Origin of the sequence: Bremerella cremea (assembly GCF_039541315.1) — a bacterium.
GTDB lineage: Bacteria > Planctomycetota > Planctomycetia > Pirellulales > Pirellulaceae > Bremerella > Bremerella cremea.
In genome coordinates, this window is record NZ_BAABFZ010000009.1 from 240,303 (window position 1) to 256,850 (window position 16,548).

Consider the following 16,548-nt stretch of genomic DNA (forward strand, 5'->3'; position numbering starts at 1 on the left):
CGATTTCATGGGGAACCAGCATTCAGTTCCTCTCGCAATCGCGGTAAAGGCCGTAGCCACGTTCGATCAACGGGCGTACCCATTGCTCGAAGTCGGCCAGGCAGTTTGGATGATTGGTGTGCCTTTCGATCCATTCGGAAAGCCCCGGCCTCAGTTCAAGGACATCAAACTGCCAGCGGCGGCGAGTCACGGCTTTTCGCCAGGCGAGGCCCGCAGCTCGAAACGATGTCTGGGCTTCATGCAGACTTTGCCAGCGTTGGTCGAGGTCGGCTTCCCGCGGCATCCCCAGATCGTCGCCCGGAGGCTTCGGCAAGGGCAAGTCTGCCATGGCCAGAATCTGCTCGCGAAGCTGCTGTACTTCGCGGGTCGTCGCCCAGCTGCTGGTGACTTCCTGTGATTCACGCAGTACTTGCTTCGCAGTATGCAGTTGCTGGCAGTATTCGATGGCCTGCAGATAGAAGTAGGTCGCTTCGAGCAGACCACGATACTCGCCGGACGCAGCGGCGTTCAGAAATTGCAGCCAGGTTTGAAGTCGCTGCGGCAGTTCGTCCGGCAAGATAGTACGGTAAGCATCCAGACGCCAAGGCAACGGCAAGATCTCGCAGCCTGTTACGTCGTAAATGCGGCGGGCGATTTGTTTGAGCAGCAATGAATCGACCAGCCGCCAACCATCCCCGATCGGAGGTGTGTCGGAAGAGGCCCACTCGTCACGCGGATCGCGTCCGAGCAGCGGCCACAAGTCGAAGTTGACCCAGCCTGGATCGGCAAGAAACCGGCGATGCTCCCGCTCGACCGCTTCACGAATGGTTGCGTCGTCGATATCAGGTTCTACACGACATGCGATCCAGTCGACGCCCACCAGTCATGCCCTTTTCACTCGTTGAAAACCTTGCCGCAAACCGTTCCTCGATTTGTACACGGACTCTTTTTATATCGCAGCGCCGAATCCATTGCCAACCTTTGCCTGATCGCACTGGCGACTTAGGCAATCAAGGGGACCCATCCGGGCTGCCGAGCCGCAGGTTTACATCACGGCGAAGTAGTTTTCGACCGCGTCATCGAAGTACTGTTGGGTCAATTGCAACGGCGAGTTCTCGTACAAGCACAAGTTGCGGACCTGCATCAACAGGTCGCGCGGCTGGCAACAGCGGAACGGTCGGTTGACGCTCTTATAGTGCTTTTCGATCAGGTGATCGATCGCCTCGCTATTGACGGTGAATCCCATCAACGGACACATGATGTCGAACAACTGGCGGAACTCTTGTTCGGTCGGATCGACCACTTCGATCTTGTACGGAATACGACGCAAAAACGCGTCGTCGCACAGGTCGCGCGGTTCAAGGTTGGTCGAAAAGACAATCAGCTGGTCGAAAGGAACTTGGATCTTCTTACCCCCCCGCATATTCAGAAAGTCGTAACGCTTTTCCAGCGGCACGATCCAGCGGTTGAGTAGCTCGTCGGTGCTCATACGCTGACGTCCAAAGTCGTCGATCACCAGCGTGCCGCAGTTGCTTTTCAATTGCAGCGGTGCTTCGCTGACGCCGGTCGACTGGATGGTGCTGATTTCCAGACTTTCCATCGTCAATTCACCACCCACCACAATCGTCGGACGCTTGATGCGAACCCAGCGGCGATCGATCCGGTGCTGCTGCATGATGCCAGGCCCATCTTCCAATGGCGCTTCGTCATGCACGGCCGGGTCGAAGACTCGCAAAATCTCGCCATCGATCCCAATCGCTCGCGGCACCCAGATATAACGACCGAACGCACGCGTGACGCGTTCCGCGATACTGGTCTTACCGTTACCCGGGGCGCCATACAGGAACAAACCACGACCACTGTTAATGGCAGGTCCCAGGCGGCGGAACATCGTTTTGTTGATCAACAGATCTTCAAACGCAGTTTCCAGGGCATCGACGCTGGGGGATTGGCCTTCCAGCGATTGGGCTTGAACGCTGGCAACATAATCTTTCAACGAAACCGGTGCCGAGCCGTAGTAGGTGCAATGTTCGTTGTAACGCCGGGCTCGTTCACGACCGAGATCGGTCAGGTAATAGACATAGTCGCCGGCCTGGGCGGTATCTTTATAGACGACCAGTTGGTCGTACTTCATCTTCCGCAGGACTTCGTCCAGGATCAAAAAGGGCAAACAGACCTGGGCTGCGATCTCGCGGCCAGAAGCCTCGCCAGCGGTCAGCAGGTACTTCAAGCACAAAGCTTCGACTTCGCTGCCGGTCAAATGGGCTTCGCGAAGGGTTGATGGCTCGCGCGGATAGAACGGCGTGTCGTGGTCTTCTTCCAGATTGATCGGGGGCGTGGCCGGGGCCGAGCGTGCTGTCTCAGCGAACGCGCCTACCTCTTCTTCTTGTGGTTTGCGGGTCGCCATGCTGTTGATCCGCTGGATCATCTCTTCCAGCGATTTATCAGGCGACGGCTCGTCTTCGCTCTCGTCGGGCGCCAGGGCCTCGACCAATTGCCAGGGATCGTCCGGCCCACCATCGGGTGAACCGTTGCCAGCCAATTGAGAAAGCAAGTCTTTTAGAGGATCAGACATAGGTCGTTTCTTCGAAGCGCAAAGTCGGCGTGTTGGCAGAGAAAAGGGCGTTCGACGAAAGCCTAGGTCACCAGGGCCAAGAATCAACTTCCGACTCGCCGCAAGCGTTACAAAGCGCGCAACCCCACCAGTGGCTACGGTTTTGCCGCAGACAGCTCACCAACGACGCACGGCGCCCCTTTAACATACCCAGAAGACAATTCGTTTTCGTTTCGCTAGAATCGGGGGAACAAACGATCTGCCTCATTAGATTCGATTTAGAAAGAACGAGTACGATGACCGCAAAGTTCGATCCGTTCGGTGCCCGAGACGTATTTTCCACCTCGGAAGGAGACTTGGGAATCTACCGGATTCGTAAGCTTCAGGAAGCGGGATTGGGAGATATCGACAAGCTTCCGTTCTCGATCCGTATCCTGCTGGAATCTGTGTTGCGCAACTGCGACGGCTACATCGTCTCGGAAGACGACGTGAAGTTGCTGGCTGGCTGGAACCCGGCCAACCCAGTGGCATCCGAAGTCCCGTTCATGCCGGCTCGCGTCGTGCTGCAAGACTTCACCGGCGTTCCTTGCGTGGTCGACCTGGCCGCCATGCGTAGCGCCATGCAGCGTTTGGGTGGCGATCCTGCGAAAATCAACCCGCTCATTCCGGTCGACCTCGTCATCGACCACTCGGTTCAAGTCGACAAGTTCGGCACCCAGCAAGCCCTCGAAGAAAACGTCGCTCTCGAGTTCCACCGCAACAAAGAACGGTACGAGTTCCTGCGTTGGGGTCAGAAGTCGCTGAAGAACTTCCAGGCCATTCCACCAAACGTCGGTATCGTTCACCAGGTGAACCTCGAATACCTGGCCAAGGGTGTCTTCCTGCGTCAAGACGAGAAGGGCACCGTCGCCCTGCCAGACTCGCTGGTCGGTACCGACAGCCATACCACCATGATCAACGGCCTGGGCGTGGTCGGCTGGGGTGTGGGTGGTATCGAAGCCGAAGCAGTCATGCTGGGCCAGCCGATCTACATGCTGACGCCGCAAGTCGTTGGTTTTGAGCTGACCGGCAAGCTGGGCGCCGGCGTCACCGCGACCGATATGGTGCTGACCATCACGCAGATCCTGCGTAAAGAAGGCGTGGTCGGCAAGTTCGTCGAGTTCTTCGGCCCTGGCGTTTCGCACATGAGCCTGGCCGACCGAGCCACCATCGCCAACATGGCCCCCGAATATGGTGCCACGATGGGCTTCTTCCCCGTCGACTCGGAAACGCTGAACTACATGCGTCGCACCGGTCGTACCGCCGGCGAAGTGGAACGTGTCGAACGTTACACGAAGGAGCTCGGCATCTTCCGCACCGACGAAATGGCCCCGAACTACACCTCGCTGGTCCGCTTGGATCTGTCGACGGTCGAACCTTCGCTGGCCGGTCCGAAGCGTCCGCAAGACCGCGTGCCGCTAAAGAGCATGCAGTCCGAGTTCAAGAAGTCGCTGGTCACCTCGCCCAACGAACGTGGTTTCGGCCTGGCAGAAGCCGACCTGGCTCGTACCGCCAAGGTCGAAGACAACGGCAACTCGTCGACGATCGGTCACGGTAGCGTGGTCATCGCCGCCATCACCAGCTGCACCAACACCAGCAACCCCAGCGTGATGCTGGCCGCGGGTCTGTTGGCCCAAAAGGCAGCCGCCAAGGGTTTGACCTCGAAGCCTTACGTGAAGACCAGCCTCGCGCCAGGTTCCCGTGTGGTGACCGACTACCTGGAACGTGCCGGCCTGATGGATTCGCTCGAGAAGCTCGGCTTCAACCTGGTTGGCTACGGCTGCACGACCTGCATCGGCAACAGCGGTCCGCTGCCTGACCCGGTCGCCAACGCCGTCACTTCCGGCTCGCTGGTCGCCTCCGCCGTCCTCAGCGGAAACCGTAACTTTGAAGGCCGTGTGAATCCGCACGTCAAAGCGAACTACCTGGCCAGCCCGCCACTAGTAGTCGCTTACGCGTTGGCAGGTACCGTCGACATCGATCTGAACAACGATCCAATCGGTACCTCGTCCGACGGCGAATCGGTCTATCTGAAGGATATCTGGCCGACCAACGAAGAGATTCTGGAAACGATGGAAAAGGCGATCACGCCTGAGATGTTCCAGGCCCGCTACAACAGTGCCTACGAATCGAACCCGAACTGGAACGCCATCAACGTGCCAGACTCGGAACTGTATACGTGGGACGGCAGCAGCACCTACATCCAGGAACCACCATTCCTGGACGACGTGAAAGAAACGGTCGACCCGATCGAATCGATCAGCGGTGCTCGTGTTCTGGCGCTGCTGGGCGACTCGGTCACGACTGACCATATCTCGCCTGCCGGTGCCATCGCCAAGGACAGCCCGGCCGGCAAGTACCTGATGGAACATGGCGTCGAGCCCGTCGACTTCAACAGCTACGGTTCGCGTCGCGGTAACGACCGCATCATGCACCGTGGTACGTTCGCCAACATCCGCATCCGCAACCGCCTGGTTCCGGAAAAGGAAGGTGGCTGGACGAAGTGCTTCGTCAACGGCGAAACGATGACCATCTTCGACGCCGCCGAAGTCTACAAGACGGAAGGCACGCCGCTGGTTGTGATCGCCGGTAAAGAATACGGCACCGGTAGCTCGCGTGACTGGGCCGCCAAGGGAACGTTCATGCTTGGCGTGAAGGCGGTCATCGCCTCGAGCTTCGAACGTATCCATCGCAGCAACCTGATCGGCATGGGCGTTCTACCTTTGGAATTCCCGGCTGGTTCTTCGTGGGAAACGCTCGGCCTGACCGGCGAAGAAACGTTCGACATCTACCTGTCCGACGACCTGAAGCCACTGCAGCAGGTTACCGTTTCGGCCAAGAATGCCAACGGCGAAGTTACCACCTTCGACGCCACCGTCCGCATCGACACGCCGGTCGAGCTCGATTACTACCGCAACGGTGGTATCTTGCAGACTGTGTTGTTGAAGCTGCTGAAGGACGCGAAGTAAGCCGCTAGCCGGACCTACTGGTCTGCAGCCAACGTCAATCTCGAAAGGCGTCTCGATCGAATCGGATCGGGGCGCCTTTTTTCGTGCGGTTCCTTCCCGGCTGATGGTTTCGCCAGGCGAACCTCGTTCTTCTGCTGGAAATCGTCGCCGATGCAGGGTAAGTTAAACCCAACATCGCCCCCCACTCTTGGCCGTTAGATTCTTACCGAAACGGCCATCTCCTTTCCTGGAAGGAACGTTCATGCGCATCGCTGGTTTGTGCCTCGTACTGGTCTGCTCGACCTGGTTGGCTTCCGCTGCCAACGCCGAAACGCTCGAGAAAGATGTCTGCGTCTACACCGCGACCCCGTCCGGCATCATGGCGGCGATCGCTGTGAAGAAAGCTGGCAAATCGGTTGTCATTGTCGAGCCAAGTCGCTGGGTCGGGGGCATGTTGGGGGCTGGTTTGAAACCGATGCAGGACTGCCCCAACTACAATGCCACCGGCGGCATGACGCGGCCACTGCTGAAAAGCCTCGGCCAGCCGGAAGAAGGTTCGCCGCGTTTGGCAACCCGCGACCTCAGCCCGCTGGAAATCCGCCAGGACTTCCTCGATCTGCTGGAAGAACATGCCATCCCGGTCGTCTACGATCATCGTGCCGGTAGCTGCACGAACACATGGGACGACCAGCAACCGAGTCAGATCAAAGAGGCTTCGTTCCATCTGGCTCCGTTCGACGACCTGGGCTGCCCCGTCGCCGAGCCGCAGACCAAAGATCACCTGATCGTGAAGGCCAAGATCTTTATCGATGCCAGTTACGAAGGGGACCTGCTGCGACTTTCGAGCGCGCAGTATCGGACCGGTCGCGAATCGCAATCGGCATACAACGAACAAGCCGCCGGCGTTCGTCCGCCAGTCCAACTGACGCCAATCGATCCCTATAACACCCCTGGCGATCCCAACAGCCTCTTGCTGCCCCACATCGACAGGGATCACCACAAGCCCATCGGTTCAGCCGACAAGTACACCCAGGCCTACAACTATCGCTACTACACGACCAACAATCCCGAGCATCGCACACCAATCGAACGCCCGGCCAACTACAACCCGCTGACGTATGAACTGATGGGGCGTTACGTCGAGTACCTCAGCGAGAAGCACACCGATCCGAAGCAACTTCGCAAAGCGCTCATCGGCATCTGCCCCGGCTGGATGAACTCAGCCGAATGGAACTACCAGCGCGACTCGCTGATCAGCATGGCGCCGCTCGGGATCAGCCAAATCTACGCCGATGGCAACGACGCGACCCACGCCCAGATCTGGAAGCTGCACCAGGAATATCTGCGTGGGCTGTTCGAGTTCATGCGAACCGATCCTCGCGTTCCAGAGTGGTACCGCGACGAGATCGCCCAGCTTGGTCTCGATAAACGCCATCATCCAGAAACGGGTGGCTGGCCGCATCAGCTCTACATTCGTGTGGCTCGTCGCCTGGAAGGTCGTTACGTGATCACCGAGCACGACGTCTATAACCGCACGCAAATCGACGATCCGATCGGGCTCGCCCAGTATGGCATCGACACCTATCCGTCGCGCCGTATCGTCGTCAAAAAAGATGGCCAGACATTCGTCGCCAACGAAGGCAACATGTTTGTCGGCGGTAACAAGGGCCCGACCAATGTTCCCTATCCGATCCCTTACCGCGCGATCACGCCGATAAAAAAGCAGTGCACCAACTTGCTGGTGCCGGTCTGCTTCTCGGCGACGCACCTCGGGTACGCTTCGGCTCGCATGGAACCGGTCTTCATGATCTGCGGCGAATCGGCCGGCATCGCCGCCGTGCAATCGATTGACGAGAACTGCGCCGTGCAAGACATCGATATGCCCACCTATCTCGCTTCGCTGGAAGCGGCCGGTCAGAAGCTTCGCTGGGATCCGGCGGTCGATCAGTCGACCAGTTCCAGTTCGCAGCAACTCGACTTTGCTCGCTTACTGAAAGAGTGCGACACCGACGAGAACGGCACCGTCTCGCAGGCCGAATGGAACGGTGGCAAGAAGGGTTGGGAGTTCCTCTTCGCCTTCATCGACCAGGACAACAGCGGGCAAATCAGCCCGCAGGAATACAGCGCGTTCCAGCAATACAAAAAGGAACACGCCGATTGGCAAAAGAAAATCCAGGCCAACTAGCCTGGCCTTCACAGCAAACTGGCCAGGCGCGAAGTGAAACGTCACTCGCGTCTGGTTACGCTTGCACCGTGACGCTTGCCAGCCAATTGTCGAACGAAGTCGGGCCTGCGACATACTCGCCTTGCGGCACCAACTGTCCCTGGCTGACGTCGGCTCCGAAGTAAGTGGCCGACGGCTCGGTTGTAACGACGCGGGCATCTCCCTGGGCGGTGAAAACTCGCTGAATCACTTCGTCCATCCGGAAACGCTCTGGTCCCGCGAAGTCGATCGTTTCGTTCGCAGCTGGCAACTGCGCTAGTTCGACCAGTTTCGAGACCACGTCGATGGTCGCCACCGGCTGAATGGGATATGGCGTCAATAGCACCTTGCCATCCACCATGCTGAAGTCGCCGATCATGCCGAGGAACTCCATGAACTGCGTTGCTCGCAAGATGGTATACGGTACGTTCCCGTCATGAAGCCGTTTCTCTTGCGCGATCTTGGCTCGCATGTAACCGCTGTCAGTAATTCGATCGGCACCGACAATCGACAAGACGATATGATGCCGCACACCAGCCGCTTCTTCCGCGGCCAGCAAGTTCTTGGTCCCCCCGTCGAAGAATGCCATCACGTCGTCGTCGGCGAACGACGGAGAATTGGTCACGTCGATCACCACGTCGGTGTGCCTCATCACTTCGGTCAAACCTTCACCGGTGACGGCATTCACGCCCGATCGTGGCGAAGCGGCAACCACTTCGTGCCCCAAATCTTGCAGTTGAGCCACGACCTGGGCTCCAACCAAACCAAAACCACCCATGACGACGATCTTCATTGGATCTGCTCCTCGGCAAATGCGGGAAAAAAGAATAACCTTGCCTGCTTCCAACCATCCAGACGATTAACTCGCCCAGGGTGTGACAGCGTGCAGCAATTTTTCCAATGCCGAGAAAGATCGAGGCCGACAGCCGGGCCTAATCGATCGAAAGCGTCCGGTGCTTAAAGTGCAGAATCGCCTGATTGGGCGAGAGATTGAAGATCGCACGGGGATTGGCCATCCAACGTTGGCCGTCGTATTCGAAGACTCCGGTGGCGGCTCTCAGATTGCCAACCGCTTCGACACCTTCCATGTCCCCACCTTCGATCGCCTCGAAACGTACCGTTACGGAAATAAATGCCCGCAGCAGGCCGTTCGCTTCGTCACAGGCAAACTGGACATCGTTGCCGAACTCGACATCGACCCAGCGTAGGCCGCGCGGCTTGCCACTGGCGGCGGCTTCTTTCATGAACTCGGTTTCGAGCCACTCTCGGCGGAGTTGGAACTGCTGCTTGGCCAGGTTGGTATCGATGCGGGTGAAGCGATTTCGGTGTTGGTATCGGATCCACCACGTGGCTCCCCACGCACTGCTCAATCCGACGAGGAACGCAATCGAGATCCACATCGTCCACATCGTTGTATTCCTCAGGCCTCAAGCGACCGCCACGGTTCAGAAAAGCAGCGGCCCTTAGCGCCGCGTCGAAACAAGTTCATCACCTGATATTTTAGGACGAGGCCGCCGAGAAATACAACGAGTTTTACCGCAACATGGCAACTGCTGGCACCGCCTGCGCAAAGAGGCTACCATAGTCGCGAACTGCCTGTCTTATCGAAACTCTTTGAACTGTGCCTTCTATGCCATTGGATCCGAAACCAACGGGATTGCCACCGTCTAAGGAGGCCCCCTTATATTTCGTCAGGATTCCAGAAGGGCAGATTTTCGGACCGGTTCCCCTTCCGCAGCTCGATCAGTGGGTGACTGAAGGACGGATCGATCAAAATTGCGAGCTTCGCCCCGCCACGTCCAATTCGTGGGAAAAATCAACGGATCATTATCCGATCCTCGGCTTGCCCGAGCAGGTCGGCGCCGGCAAGCCGTTTCATAAAGCGCTGACCCAAGATGCCGTCAGTGCCTATTTGCTTCCCAATCGAGCGATTCCGACGCTGTTTCTGGCCCTGATCGGCTTGATTGGTGTCTGCCCGATCTTCAGCATCGCGGCCTGGAGCATGGCCCACGCCGACCTCGAAGAAATCGCCAACGAGCGGATGCAATCGCAGGGGCTGCCGATGCTCCGCTGGGCACACCTGCTGGGGATCATCGGCTCGGTCGGCTATGGCCTGCTTTACATTGCGCTATTGATGGTCAGCATGCTGAAAGCTTTGATCTGACGCGCAGCGCAAGATCAGGCCTCGGCCGGTAGCGGGCTGGCGTACTTCTCTTTCCAGCGACTGGCCAGCGTTCCGCAAATGATCAACTGCAATGGATGATAGATCATGATCGGAAGCAGGATCAAAGCCAGGCTTGGGCCTGCTCCGAACATCAACTGAGCCATCGGAACACCAGTCGCCAGCGACTTTTTCGACCCGCAGAAGATCGCCGCAATGCGGTCAGGCGGCGAGAAGCCCAATGCGTCGCACGTCACCCCAATGGTGATGAACAAAATCCAGAACAGCACCAACGCGATCACGAAACAGCTGCCCACGGCCAACAAGCCATGCTGCGTCCAGACGCCAAATTCCATCGAATCGCAGAACGACGTATAGACCAACAGCAAGATCGTTCCCCGGTCGACAAAACCGACCAACGATTTATTGCGTTTTGCCCATTCGGCCAGGGCGAAACGGGACAGTTGGCCCAGCACCAGCGGCAATACCAGCCAGATCAACAGATCGATCATCACATGTTCGAGTGGAAAGCTGGCCCCCACATTCCCGGCCACTGCCTTCATCCAAAGGGGCGTCAGGACGATCCCCAGAATGCTGGACAGGGTCGCGTTGAACACCGCGCCGGGCACGTTGCCGCCGGCCGCCGAAGTGAACGCCACCGACGACGAAACCGTCGACGGCAAGGCACACAAATAGAACAGCCCGGTCTGCAGGTCTTGGTCCATCCAACCTTTGGTCAGCGGCATCAACAGTAGTCCCAAGAGTGGAAAGACAACGAACACCGCGACCTGAACCACCAGGTGCAGTCGCCAGTTGAGTGCCCCTTGCTTCATCGCCGCGAATGAAAGGGCCATGCCGTGCAGAAAGAAAATCAGCGCGACACCGATCTTCGTCAGCAGTTCAGGATGCAGCCACCCTCCTTGAGCCCCCGGCGTTGGGAAAAGCCACGCCAGGAAGATTGCCAGGAACATCCCCACCAGAAACCACTGTCGCTTGAGAAACGTCAACGCCTGCATCCTTCGAGGTAGATCATCTTTACCGCAGCCACAAGCGTACAACGCTAACCCGCTCTCAGGGAATGGGTCTTGCAAGGGAGTCGTGGGAAGCCACACCTGAGCTTACAATCGGGGATCGACCGGTTCGCTTTCCAAGGCCAGCACACCGAAGACACACTCGTGTACTCGGCGCAGGGGCTCGTTACGCACAAACCGTTCCAACGACTCGATTCCCAAGGCAAACTCGCGCAGCGCCAGCGAACGCTTCCGGCCGAGGCCTCGTTTTCGCAGTCGATTCAAGTTCTCCGGCGTGTCGTAGTCGGGACTGTAGATAATCCGCAGGTACTCCTTCCCACGACATTTCACGGCAGGCTGGACCAACTCCTGGCCGCACCGTGCAATCCACTCGAGCGGCTTCACCACCATTCCTTCCCCTCCGCGATCGGTCAGCGTTTGCCACCACTCGATCGCCTCGGTCACCGCTGCAGGAACGGTTAGATCGACTTCCTTATACTGCGTCGCCAGCAGCAGCCCAGACTGGGCCTGACAAACCCTGGCCAACGTCTGCATGTGCCAGACATGGTTGTGGTGGGTATGCGTGCGGCCTTCGGTTGCCAGCAAGTGAAACGGCGCCAGCTTCAGGTCGTCGATCGAGTCGACCGGCCAGCAATACTGCCGGTACGCTTCGACAAACTTCTGGACGTTCGTCTGCCGCTGGTGGAACAACGTCAGCTCTGGCAGATCCTCCAGGTCCAGCCGTTCGCCAGCCGCGGTCAGGGCCGCGATCGTCTTTTCAAGCGCCGCGGTGCCTGCCGCACCGACTGCTGCGTATTGCGAACGCAACAGTTCCTGCGCCTTCGCCGACCAGGGCATCAGTTCGCAGTCGAAGCAGGCCCAGTCGGTTTCGAAGGTTTCCCAGAAACCACTCGCGTTCATCGCATTTCGCAGTCGATCGAGCAGATCGGCTTCGATCTTCGCGTCGTTGAAGAAGCGGCGACCGGTTCGTGTGTAAACGATCCCGGTTTCTTCTTCGTTCACGCCGAATCGGTCCCGGGCAGCGTTCGCGTCGCGGCAGATCACCACGACGGCCCGCGACCCCATGTGCTTCTCCTGGCAAACGACCTGGGCGACTTGCTGTTGCTGAAAGTAGTCGAACGCTTCGGCCGGATGTTCCAGCAGACCTGGTAGCTCCGACGTACCGCAAGGAGACATCGTCGGCGGCAAATAAATCAGCCACTTCGGGTTCGCGGCGAAACGGCTCATCACTTCCAACGCCGCCGTTGCGTTCTCTTCGCGGATGGTGATATTCCGCTGGAGGCTGGTCGAAATGATCCGCTTGCCTCGGACGTCGTCGATATCGAGCAAGTCGTCATGCTGCTGCTGAGCCGACAGATCACCGTCGGCCGAACCTTGCTGCAGAAACGGCCGCGCGGTCTCGTAATAGGTCTGCTGTGCCGCGACCGAAACGATCTGATTCTCAGGATAGCGCAGCGCCGTTAGCTTCCCGCCGAACACGCAGCCGGTATCGATGTTGACCGTGTTGTTCAGCCACAAAGGCTCGGCAACCGGCGTGTGGCCGAAGACCACCATCGCGCTGCCTCGGTATTCGGCCGCCCAATCGGCGCGGACCGGTAGCCCATGCTCGTCGATCTCGCCGGTCGGTTCCCCAAACAAAGCGAACTCGCGAACCTTTCCGGACGAACGCCCCTGAAACGCCTCCTTCATCCCGGCATGGGCAACGACCAGCTTCCCATCGTCCAGCACCAGGTGACTGACCAGTCCATCCAGAAAGTCAGCAATTGCCAGGCTGTATGGCTTGCGGATCCCGTCCGGCAACGCGTCGACTTCCGCCATCGATTGCTCGAGACCATGTCGCCGCTGCACATCCTTGCCGCGCAGCGCCCGAACCAGCTTCATATCGTGGTTCCCCGGCACGCACAGCCCACTGCCATGCTGAACCATGTTCCGCACGATCTTCACGCAGTCGAGCACGCGCGGACCGCGGTCGACCAGGTCGCCGACGAAGAATGCCTGCCGCCCCTCTGGATGCTGGTAGTATCGATCGCCCCACCACGGAGAGTTTTCACCGGAAGGAACCAATTGATAGCCAAGCTGCTCGAGCAGTTGCTCCAGCTCGCTCGCGCAGCCGTGCAAGTCGCCGATGATGTCGAACGGCCCATGCTCGCCACGCCGATCGTTCCACAGCGGAACGCGCTGGATCGTGACCGACTCCACTTCTTCCGTCGTCGAAAGAACCGAGACGTTGCGGATCCCTTCCTTCTTCAGCCCCTTCAAACCCTTGCGCAGCTGCGAACGCTGCTGCCGAACGACGTGCGGGCCGAAGTTGCGATCGGGCCGTTCTTGATTACGGGCCTGGCACAGTTTCTCAGGCATATCCAACACGATCGCCACCGGCAGAACATGCATCTGCTTAGCCAGCTTCACCAGCGGACGCCGCGACTCGGGCTGGACGTTCGTCGCGTCGACCACCGTCAATAGGCCACGTTCCAGACGCTTGGCAACGATGATGTGCAGCAAGTCGAAGGCATCACTCGTGGCGGCCTGATTGTTCTCGTCGTTGCTCACCAGGCCGCGGCAAAAGTCAGACGAGAGGACTTCGGTTGGCAAGAAGTGCCGGCGCGCGAACGTGCTTTTGCCTGAGCCGCTCGGCCCGATCAAAAGTACAAGACTAAGCTGGGGAAGTTCGATCTTCATGCAGAGAGTTATTTCGTCCAAGTAAGGCAGCGAAAGCCGAGGCAGCGTCCGAACGCGTCGGCATGGCGACCGCGCCGATACGAGGCCCGGCACAACTCGGCCGGGCCAACCCAACTGCCGCCACGCTCGCTGCGGATCCCGGTTGGCTGTGTGCCGAGCGGGTTCGGAAGCTGGCTTTCCGATGTTTGATAAAAGTCGGCCGCGTACCAATCGCGACACCATTGCCAGACGTTGCCCGCCATGTGATGTAAACCGAAACGCGACTTTCCCAACGGATGATGCACCGGGGCCATCGGCAGGTTCTCGGCATCGTAGGTCTCTCCACGGACATGCTGACCCGCCACAAAGTTCGTTTCGTCCACCGATTGAAATGCCCCTTCAGCCGCGTGCTCCCACTGCGTTTCACTCGGCAACGGACCGTCGACGCTGGCATACTCTTGCCAATCGAGCTGATTCGCCCACAACGCGTAGGCGTTGGCTCCATGCCACGACACGAGCACCATCGGCAACATGGCCGTCGCCCGAAGAGGCGTCCAAATACCTTCGCGGCGAACGACCGGCAATTGCACGATGCGGTCGTCGGTCTCGTCCAGCAGCATCCACCGAGCCAAATGGCTTTCCGCACGCTCGATCGAATTGAGAAACCGGCACCAGGCGGTCGTCGAGACCGGCTCGATGTCGATCCAATACGCATCGAGCACAACCTCGTGGCGCGGTCGTTCGTCGTCGAGGGCATCCGCCGCGTCGCTGCCCACCATGGTGTTGCCGGCCGGAATCTGCACGCAGCGCATGCCATCGGTCCGGCGACGTGCCTGAAGGAAGCCATCCACCTTGCCGAGATCTTCCAGCAGCGTGAACTTCTTTCCGAGCGTCTGCGGATCGAACCTTCCCCCAAGCTGCGTGAAGAGATCGGCATCGATCGTCGGCCGCTGGATCTCTTTTCGCCGTAGCCAGGACCAGCCTGCTTGCCGCTCGACCTTGCCAGTCGCTTGCAGCACGTAAATGATTTCGGCCAGGTCACGCAGTCGCATCGGATTGCGGGTGAAGATCGCATTGCCAAGCGGAAAAGAATGGTCGTTCGACACCTTGCAATCGAAGGCATCTTCCAGCTCCATCATCAGCTCGACCGCCTTTAAGCTATCGCAGCCGAGGTCTTCGATCACGCGACTATCCGGCCGACATTTCTGTGGCGGAAGGTCTAGTATCCGCTGCGCAACTTCACAGACGCGTTCTTCGACTTCGTTCAAGGTATAAGCCATCGCCGGTAAACCTTCCGCTGGAGTTACGAAACAACTTCGAGCCTGACACGTACGAGCAGGTCGTGCAAGGCGTCGCTCGTCGAAGGGGCTTCCGGCAAGCTGGTTTCATGGCGACACTGTTCCAGCCAGGCAGTCAGTCGCCGAACCTCGGTCAGATGAAATGCCACGTCCGCATCGCTAAGCGTTCCTTTCTCAGGACCGGTGACTTTGCGTTCGATTAGTTCATCGAGGTACGAAAGCTGGAACATCTCGTTCAGATGCCGCAAGTTCGCTTCGACCTCGCCGCTGCGCATCAAGTGGATTCCGGTCAGCAGGACGCGGTAAACGTACAGCAGCGGCTTGACCCGCGGTGGCGATTCTTGCTCGAACAATCTCCACTGTGTTCCGGCGAATCCCAGGTAGTGATGCGCGTGATGCCGCGTCACGGATCCCTTCGCCAGCGAGCAAAGCTCTTCGTGGTACGGGGTGGTGTGAACGATCAGTGGCGACAAGACCTGTTCCAGCACGTAGCCGTTCTTCTTCAGCATCAACTGAAAGAACTTTTTCGCATCGTGCGTCACCAGATCGAGCTCCAGACCTTCTTCGAAACATTGCTTCTCCACGGTCTCCGGCCCAGTGACCAGGCCCACTGTTTCCGCGAGCGGCAGCACATGGCATCCGCGCAGATCGAAGTCGGAGTCTGGCGACGGGAAGCCATACAAGTGCGCACCACTGACCGTGGCGAAGAGCAGGGGATAGGGATGTTTTTCGACCTGGGCTACCAGGCGCGATTCGATTTCATTCATGACTTACTCGTTCCGTAACTCGCCGGAAGAACACTTCCGGCTTGGTGGTCGGCGGAAGACCGGCTACCTGGGCGTCGCCAAGCTCGATGATCCACCAGTTGCCGTCGGCGGCCTGGGCGACATCGCAGCTGAAGAAGCGACTTTTGACGTTCGCCAGCACCGCTTCCAACTTTTGCATCGGCGGCGACTCGCAGTAAAATTGCACGTCCCAATAGGGGGCAGTTTCGATCACCTGGCCATCCAGCACCAGCGACCGCCATTCCTGCGTGAGCGGCATCCCACTTTGCGGATGCGTCCCGGCCGGCAGCAGCGGGATGAACTCGCGAAAGATCAGCCCGCCCTGTAAATCATTGCCCTGGCGCTCGATGAAGTTCGTCACGACGCGCCGGACGGCGTCAGCATCGCTGGTACTCGGAATAAAACAGGCCTCGTGCCATTCATGCTTTCGCGACTTGACGTAATCCTTGACGATCGCAGCCTTTGGCCCGAATGCTTGCACCTGGGCGACGATTTCGTCCAATTCCCGAACCTCGTGGTTCGGTATCCAAATCGACTTCGGAGTGAAGGCTTCGATCCTTGCGTAGCAGTTGGGCAAGTAATGGCAGTGGGCATACTGGGCCGGCGTATTGAGTAGCGTCAGGTTCTTCGTCTGAAGCGCTGCGTGCAATACGGCATACTCCGCTTCGGCCAGCATCCAGCCTCGATAGATCGCGATCGTCGGCTGTGCAGCAGAACGAACGCGACGTACTGCCGCCGCGCCGTCTTGCTGTTTTAAAGCGACGAAATCGACCAGGTCGTAGCGAATCTCCAGATCGGTCAGCGCTTCTGCTTCCTCCTGAAAACAGCTATCGACCAAACGATGATCGAACTCTTCGTGACAGAGCACAAACGAAACGGACGCATTGCCCAT

At 58.7% G+C, this 16,548-nt stretch carries 12 protein-coding genes; 3 read left to right on the forward strand and 9 right to left on the reverse strand.

The features are described 5' to 3' along the window. Nucleotides 1-22: 22 nt before the first annotated feature. Both ABD890_RS24510 and ABD890_RS24515 read right to left on the reverse strand, forming a co-directional pair. Nucleotides 23-859, reverse strand: a complete 837-nt coding sequence (locus tag ABD890_RS24510) for a hypothetical protein (protein ID WP_345095568.1) — start codon at nt 857-859, stop codon at nt 23-25. A gap of 165 nt (nt 860-1,024) precedes the next feature. After that, nucleotides 1,025-2,554: an ATP-binding protein gene (locus ABD890_RS24515; protein WP_345095570.1), complete on the reverse strand. Its 1,530-nt coding sequence runs from the start codon at nt 2,552-2,554 to the stop codon at nt 1,025-1,027. Between the two features lie 275 nt (nt 2,555-2,829). On the opposite strand from ABD890_RS24515, the gene acnA reads away from it, so the two are divergent. After that, nucleotides 2,830-5,541 carry an aconitate hydratase AcnA gene (gene acnA / locus ABD890_RS24520; protein WP_345095572.1) on the forward strand — a complete coding sequence of 904 codons (2,712 nt, stop codon included), beginning with the start codon at nt 2,830-2,832 and terminating at the stop codon, nt 5,539-5,541. Nucleotides 5,542-5,782: 241 nt separating this feature from the next. Continuing rightward, the gene (locus ABD890_RS24525) at nt 5,783-7,705 is read left to right on the forward strand and encodes an FAD-dependent oxidoreductase (protein ID WP_345095574.1); all 1,923 of its coding nucleotides are present in this window, start codon (nt 5,783-5,785) and stop codon (nt 7,703-7,705) included. 55 nt (nt 7,706-7,760) lie between these two features. On the opposite strand, the gene ABD890_RS24530 is transcribed toward ABD890_RS24525, so the two are convergent. Together ABD890_RS24530 and ABD890_RS24535 are read right to left on the reverse strand one after the other, a co-directional pair. Further along, on the reverse strand, nt 7,761-8,516 hold the full coding sequence (locus ABD890_RS24530) for an SDR family oxidoreductase (RefSeq protein ID WP_345095576.1): 756 nt from the start codon (nt 8,514-8,516) through the stop codon (nt 7,761-7,763). Between the two features lie 139 nt (nt 8,517-8,655). Then, a complete protein-coding gene (locus tag ABD890_RS24535; protein WP_345095578.1) occupies nt 8,656-9,132 on the reverse strand; it encodes a hypothetical protein in 477 nt (158 codons plus the stop codon). Nucleotides 9,133-9,473: 341 nt separating this feature from the next. On the opposite strand from ABD890_RS24535, the gene ABD890_RS24540 reads away from it, so the two are divergent. Next, a complete protein-coding gene (locus ABD890_RS24540) occupies nt 9,474-9,887 on the forward strand; it encodes a hypothetical protein (protein ID WP_345095580.1) in 414 nt (137 codons plus the stop codon). A gap of 14 nt (nt 9,888-9,901) precedes the next feature. Here the strand turns inward: ABD890_RS24540 and ABD890_RS24545 are convergent, their stop codons facing one another. From ABD890_RS24545 to ABD890_RS24565, 5 genes are all read right to left on the reverse strand, one after another. Further along, a complete protein-coding gene (locus tag ABD890_RS24545; protein WP_345095582.1) occupies nt 9,902-10,891 on the reverse strand; it encodes a bile acid:sodium symporter family protein in 990 nt (329 codons plus the stop codon). A 111-nt stretch (nt 10,892-11,002) separates the two neighbouring features. Continuing rightward, nucleotides 11,003-13,594: a polynucleotide kinase-phosphatase gene (locus tag ABD890_RS24550; protein ID WP_345095584.1), complete on the reverse strand. Its 2,592-nt coding sequence runs from the start codon at nt 13,592-13,594 to the stop codon at nt 11,003-11,005. A gap of 8 nt (nt 13,595-13,602) precedes the next feature. Next, complete coding sequence (locus ABD890_RS24555; protein ID WP_345095585.1) at nt 13,603-14,853, reverse strand: SUMF1/EgtB/PvdO family nonheme iron enzyme; 1,251 nt, start codon at nt 14,851-14,853, stop codon at nt 13,603-13,605. A 23-nt stretch (nt 14,854-14,876) separates the two neighbouring features. Continuing rightward, complete coding sequence (locus ABD890_RS24560; protein WP_345095587.1) at nt 14,877-15,638, reverse strand: nucleotidyltransferase domain-containing protein; 762 nt, start codon at nt 15,636-15,638, stop codon at nt 14,877-14,879. Continuing rightward, nucleotides 15,631-16,548, reverse strand: a complete 918-nt coding sequence (locus ABD890_RS24565; protein ID WP_345095589.1) for an ATP-grasp domain-containing protein — start codon at nt 16,546-16,548, stop codon at nt 15,631-15,633. The genes ABD890_RS24560 and ABD890_RS24565 overlap by 8 nt, the downstream gene beginning before the upstream one ends.

Bases quoted from the DNA above. Each gene is read 5' to 3' on its own strand.
- ABD890_RS24515 (WP_345095570.1), bottom strand. From the start codon at position 2,554: ATGTCTGATCCTCTAAAAGACTTGCTTTCTCAATTGGCTGGCAACGGT.
- acnA (WP_345095572.1), top strand. From the start codon at position 2,830: ATGACCGCAAAGTTCGATCCGTTCGGTGCCCGAGACGTATTTTCCACC.
- ABD890_RS24525 (WP_345095574.1), top strand. From the start codon at position 5,783: ATGCGCATCGCTGGTTTGTGCCTCGTACTGGTCTGCTCGACCTGGTTG.
- ABD890_RS24530 (WP_345095576.1), bottom strand. From the start codon at position 8,516: ATGAAGATCGTCGTCATGGGTGGTTTTGGTTTGGTTGGAGCCCAGGTC.
- ABD890_RS24535 (WP_345095578.1), bottom strand. From the start codon at position 9,132: ATGTGGACGATGTGGATCTCGATTGCGTTCCTCGTCGGATTGAGCAGT.
- ABD890_RS24550 (WP_345095584.1), bottom strand. From the start codon at position 13,594: ATGAAGATCGAACTTCCCCAGCTTAGTCTTGTACTTTTGATCGGGCCG.
- ABD890_RS24555 (WP_345095585.1), bottom strand. From the start codon at position 14,853: ATGGCTTATACCTTGAACGAAGTCGAAGAACGCGTCTGTGAAGTTGCG.
- ABD890_RS24560 (WP_345095587.1), bottom strand. From the start codon at position 15,638: ATGAATGAAATCGAATCGCGCCTGGTAGCCCAGGTCGAAAAACATCCC.
- ABD890_RS24565 (WP_345095589.1), bottom strand. From the start codon at position 16,548: ATGGGCAATGCGTCCGTTTCGTTTGTGCTCTGTCACGAAGAGTTCGAT.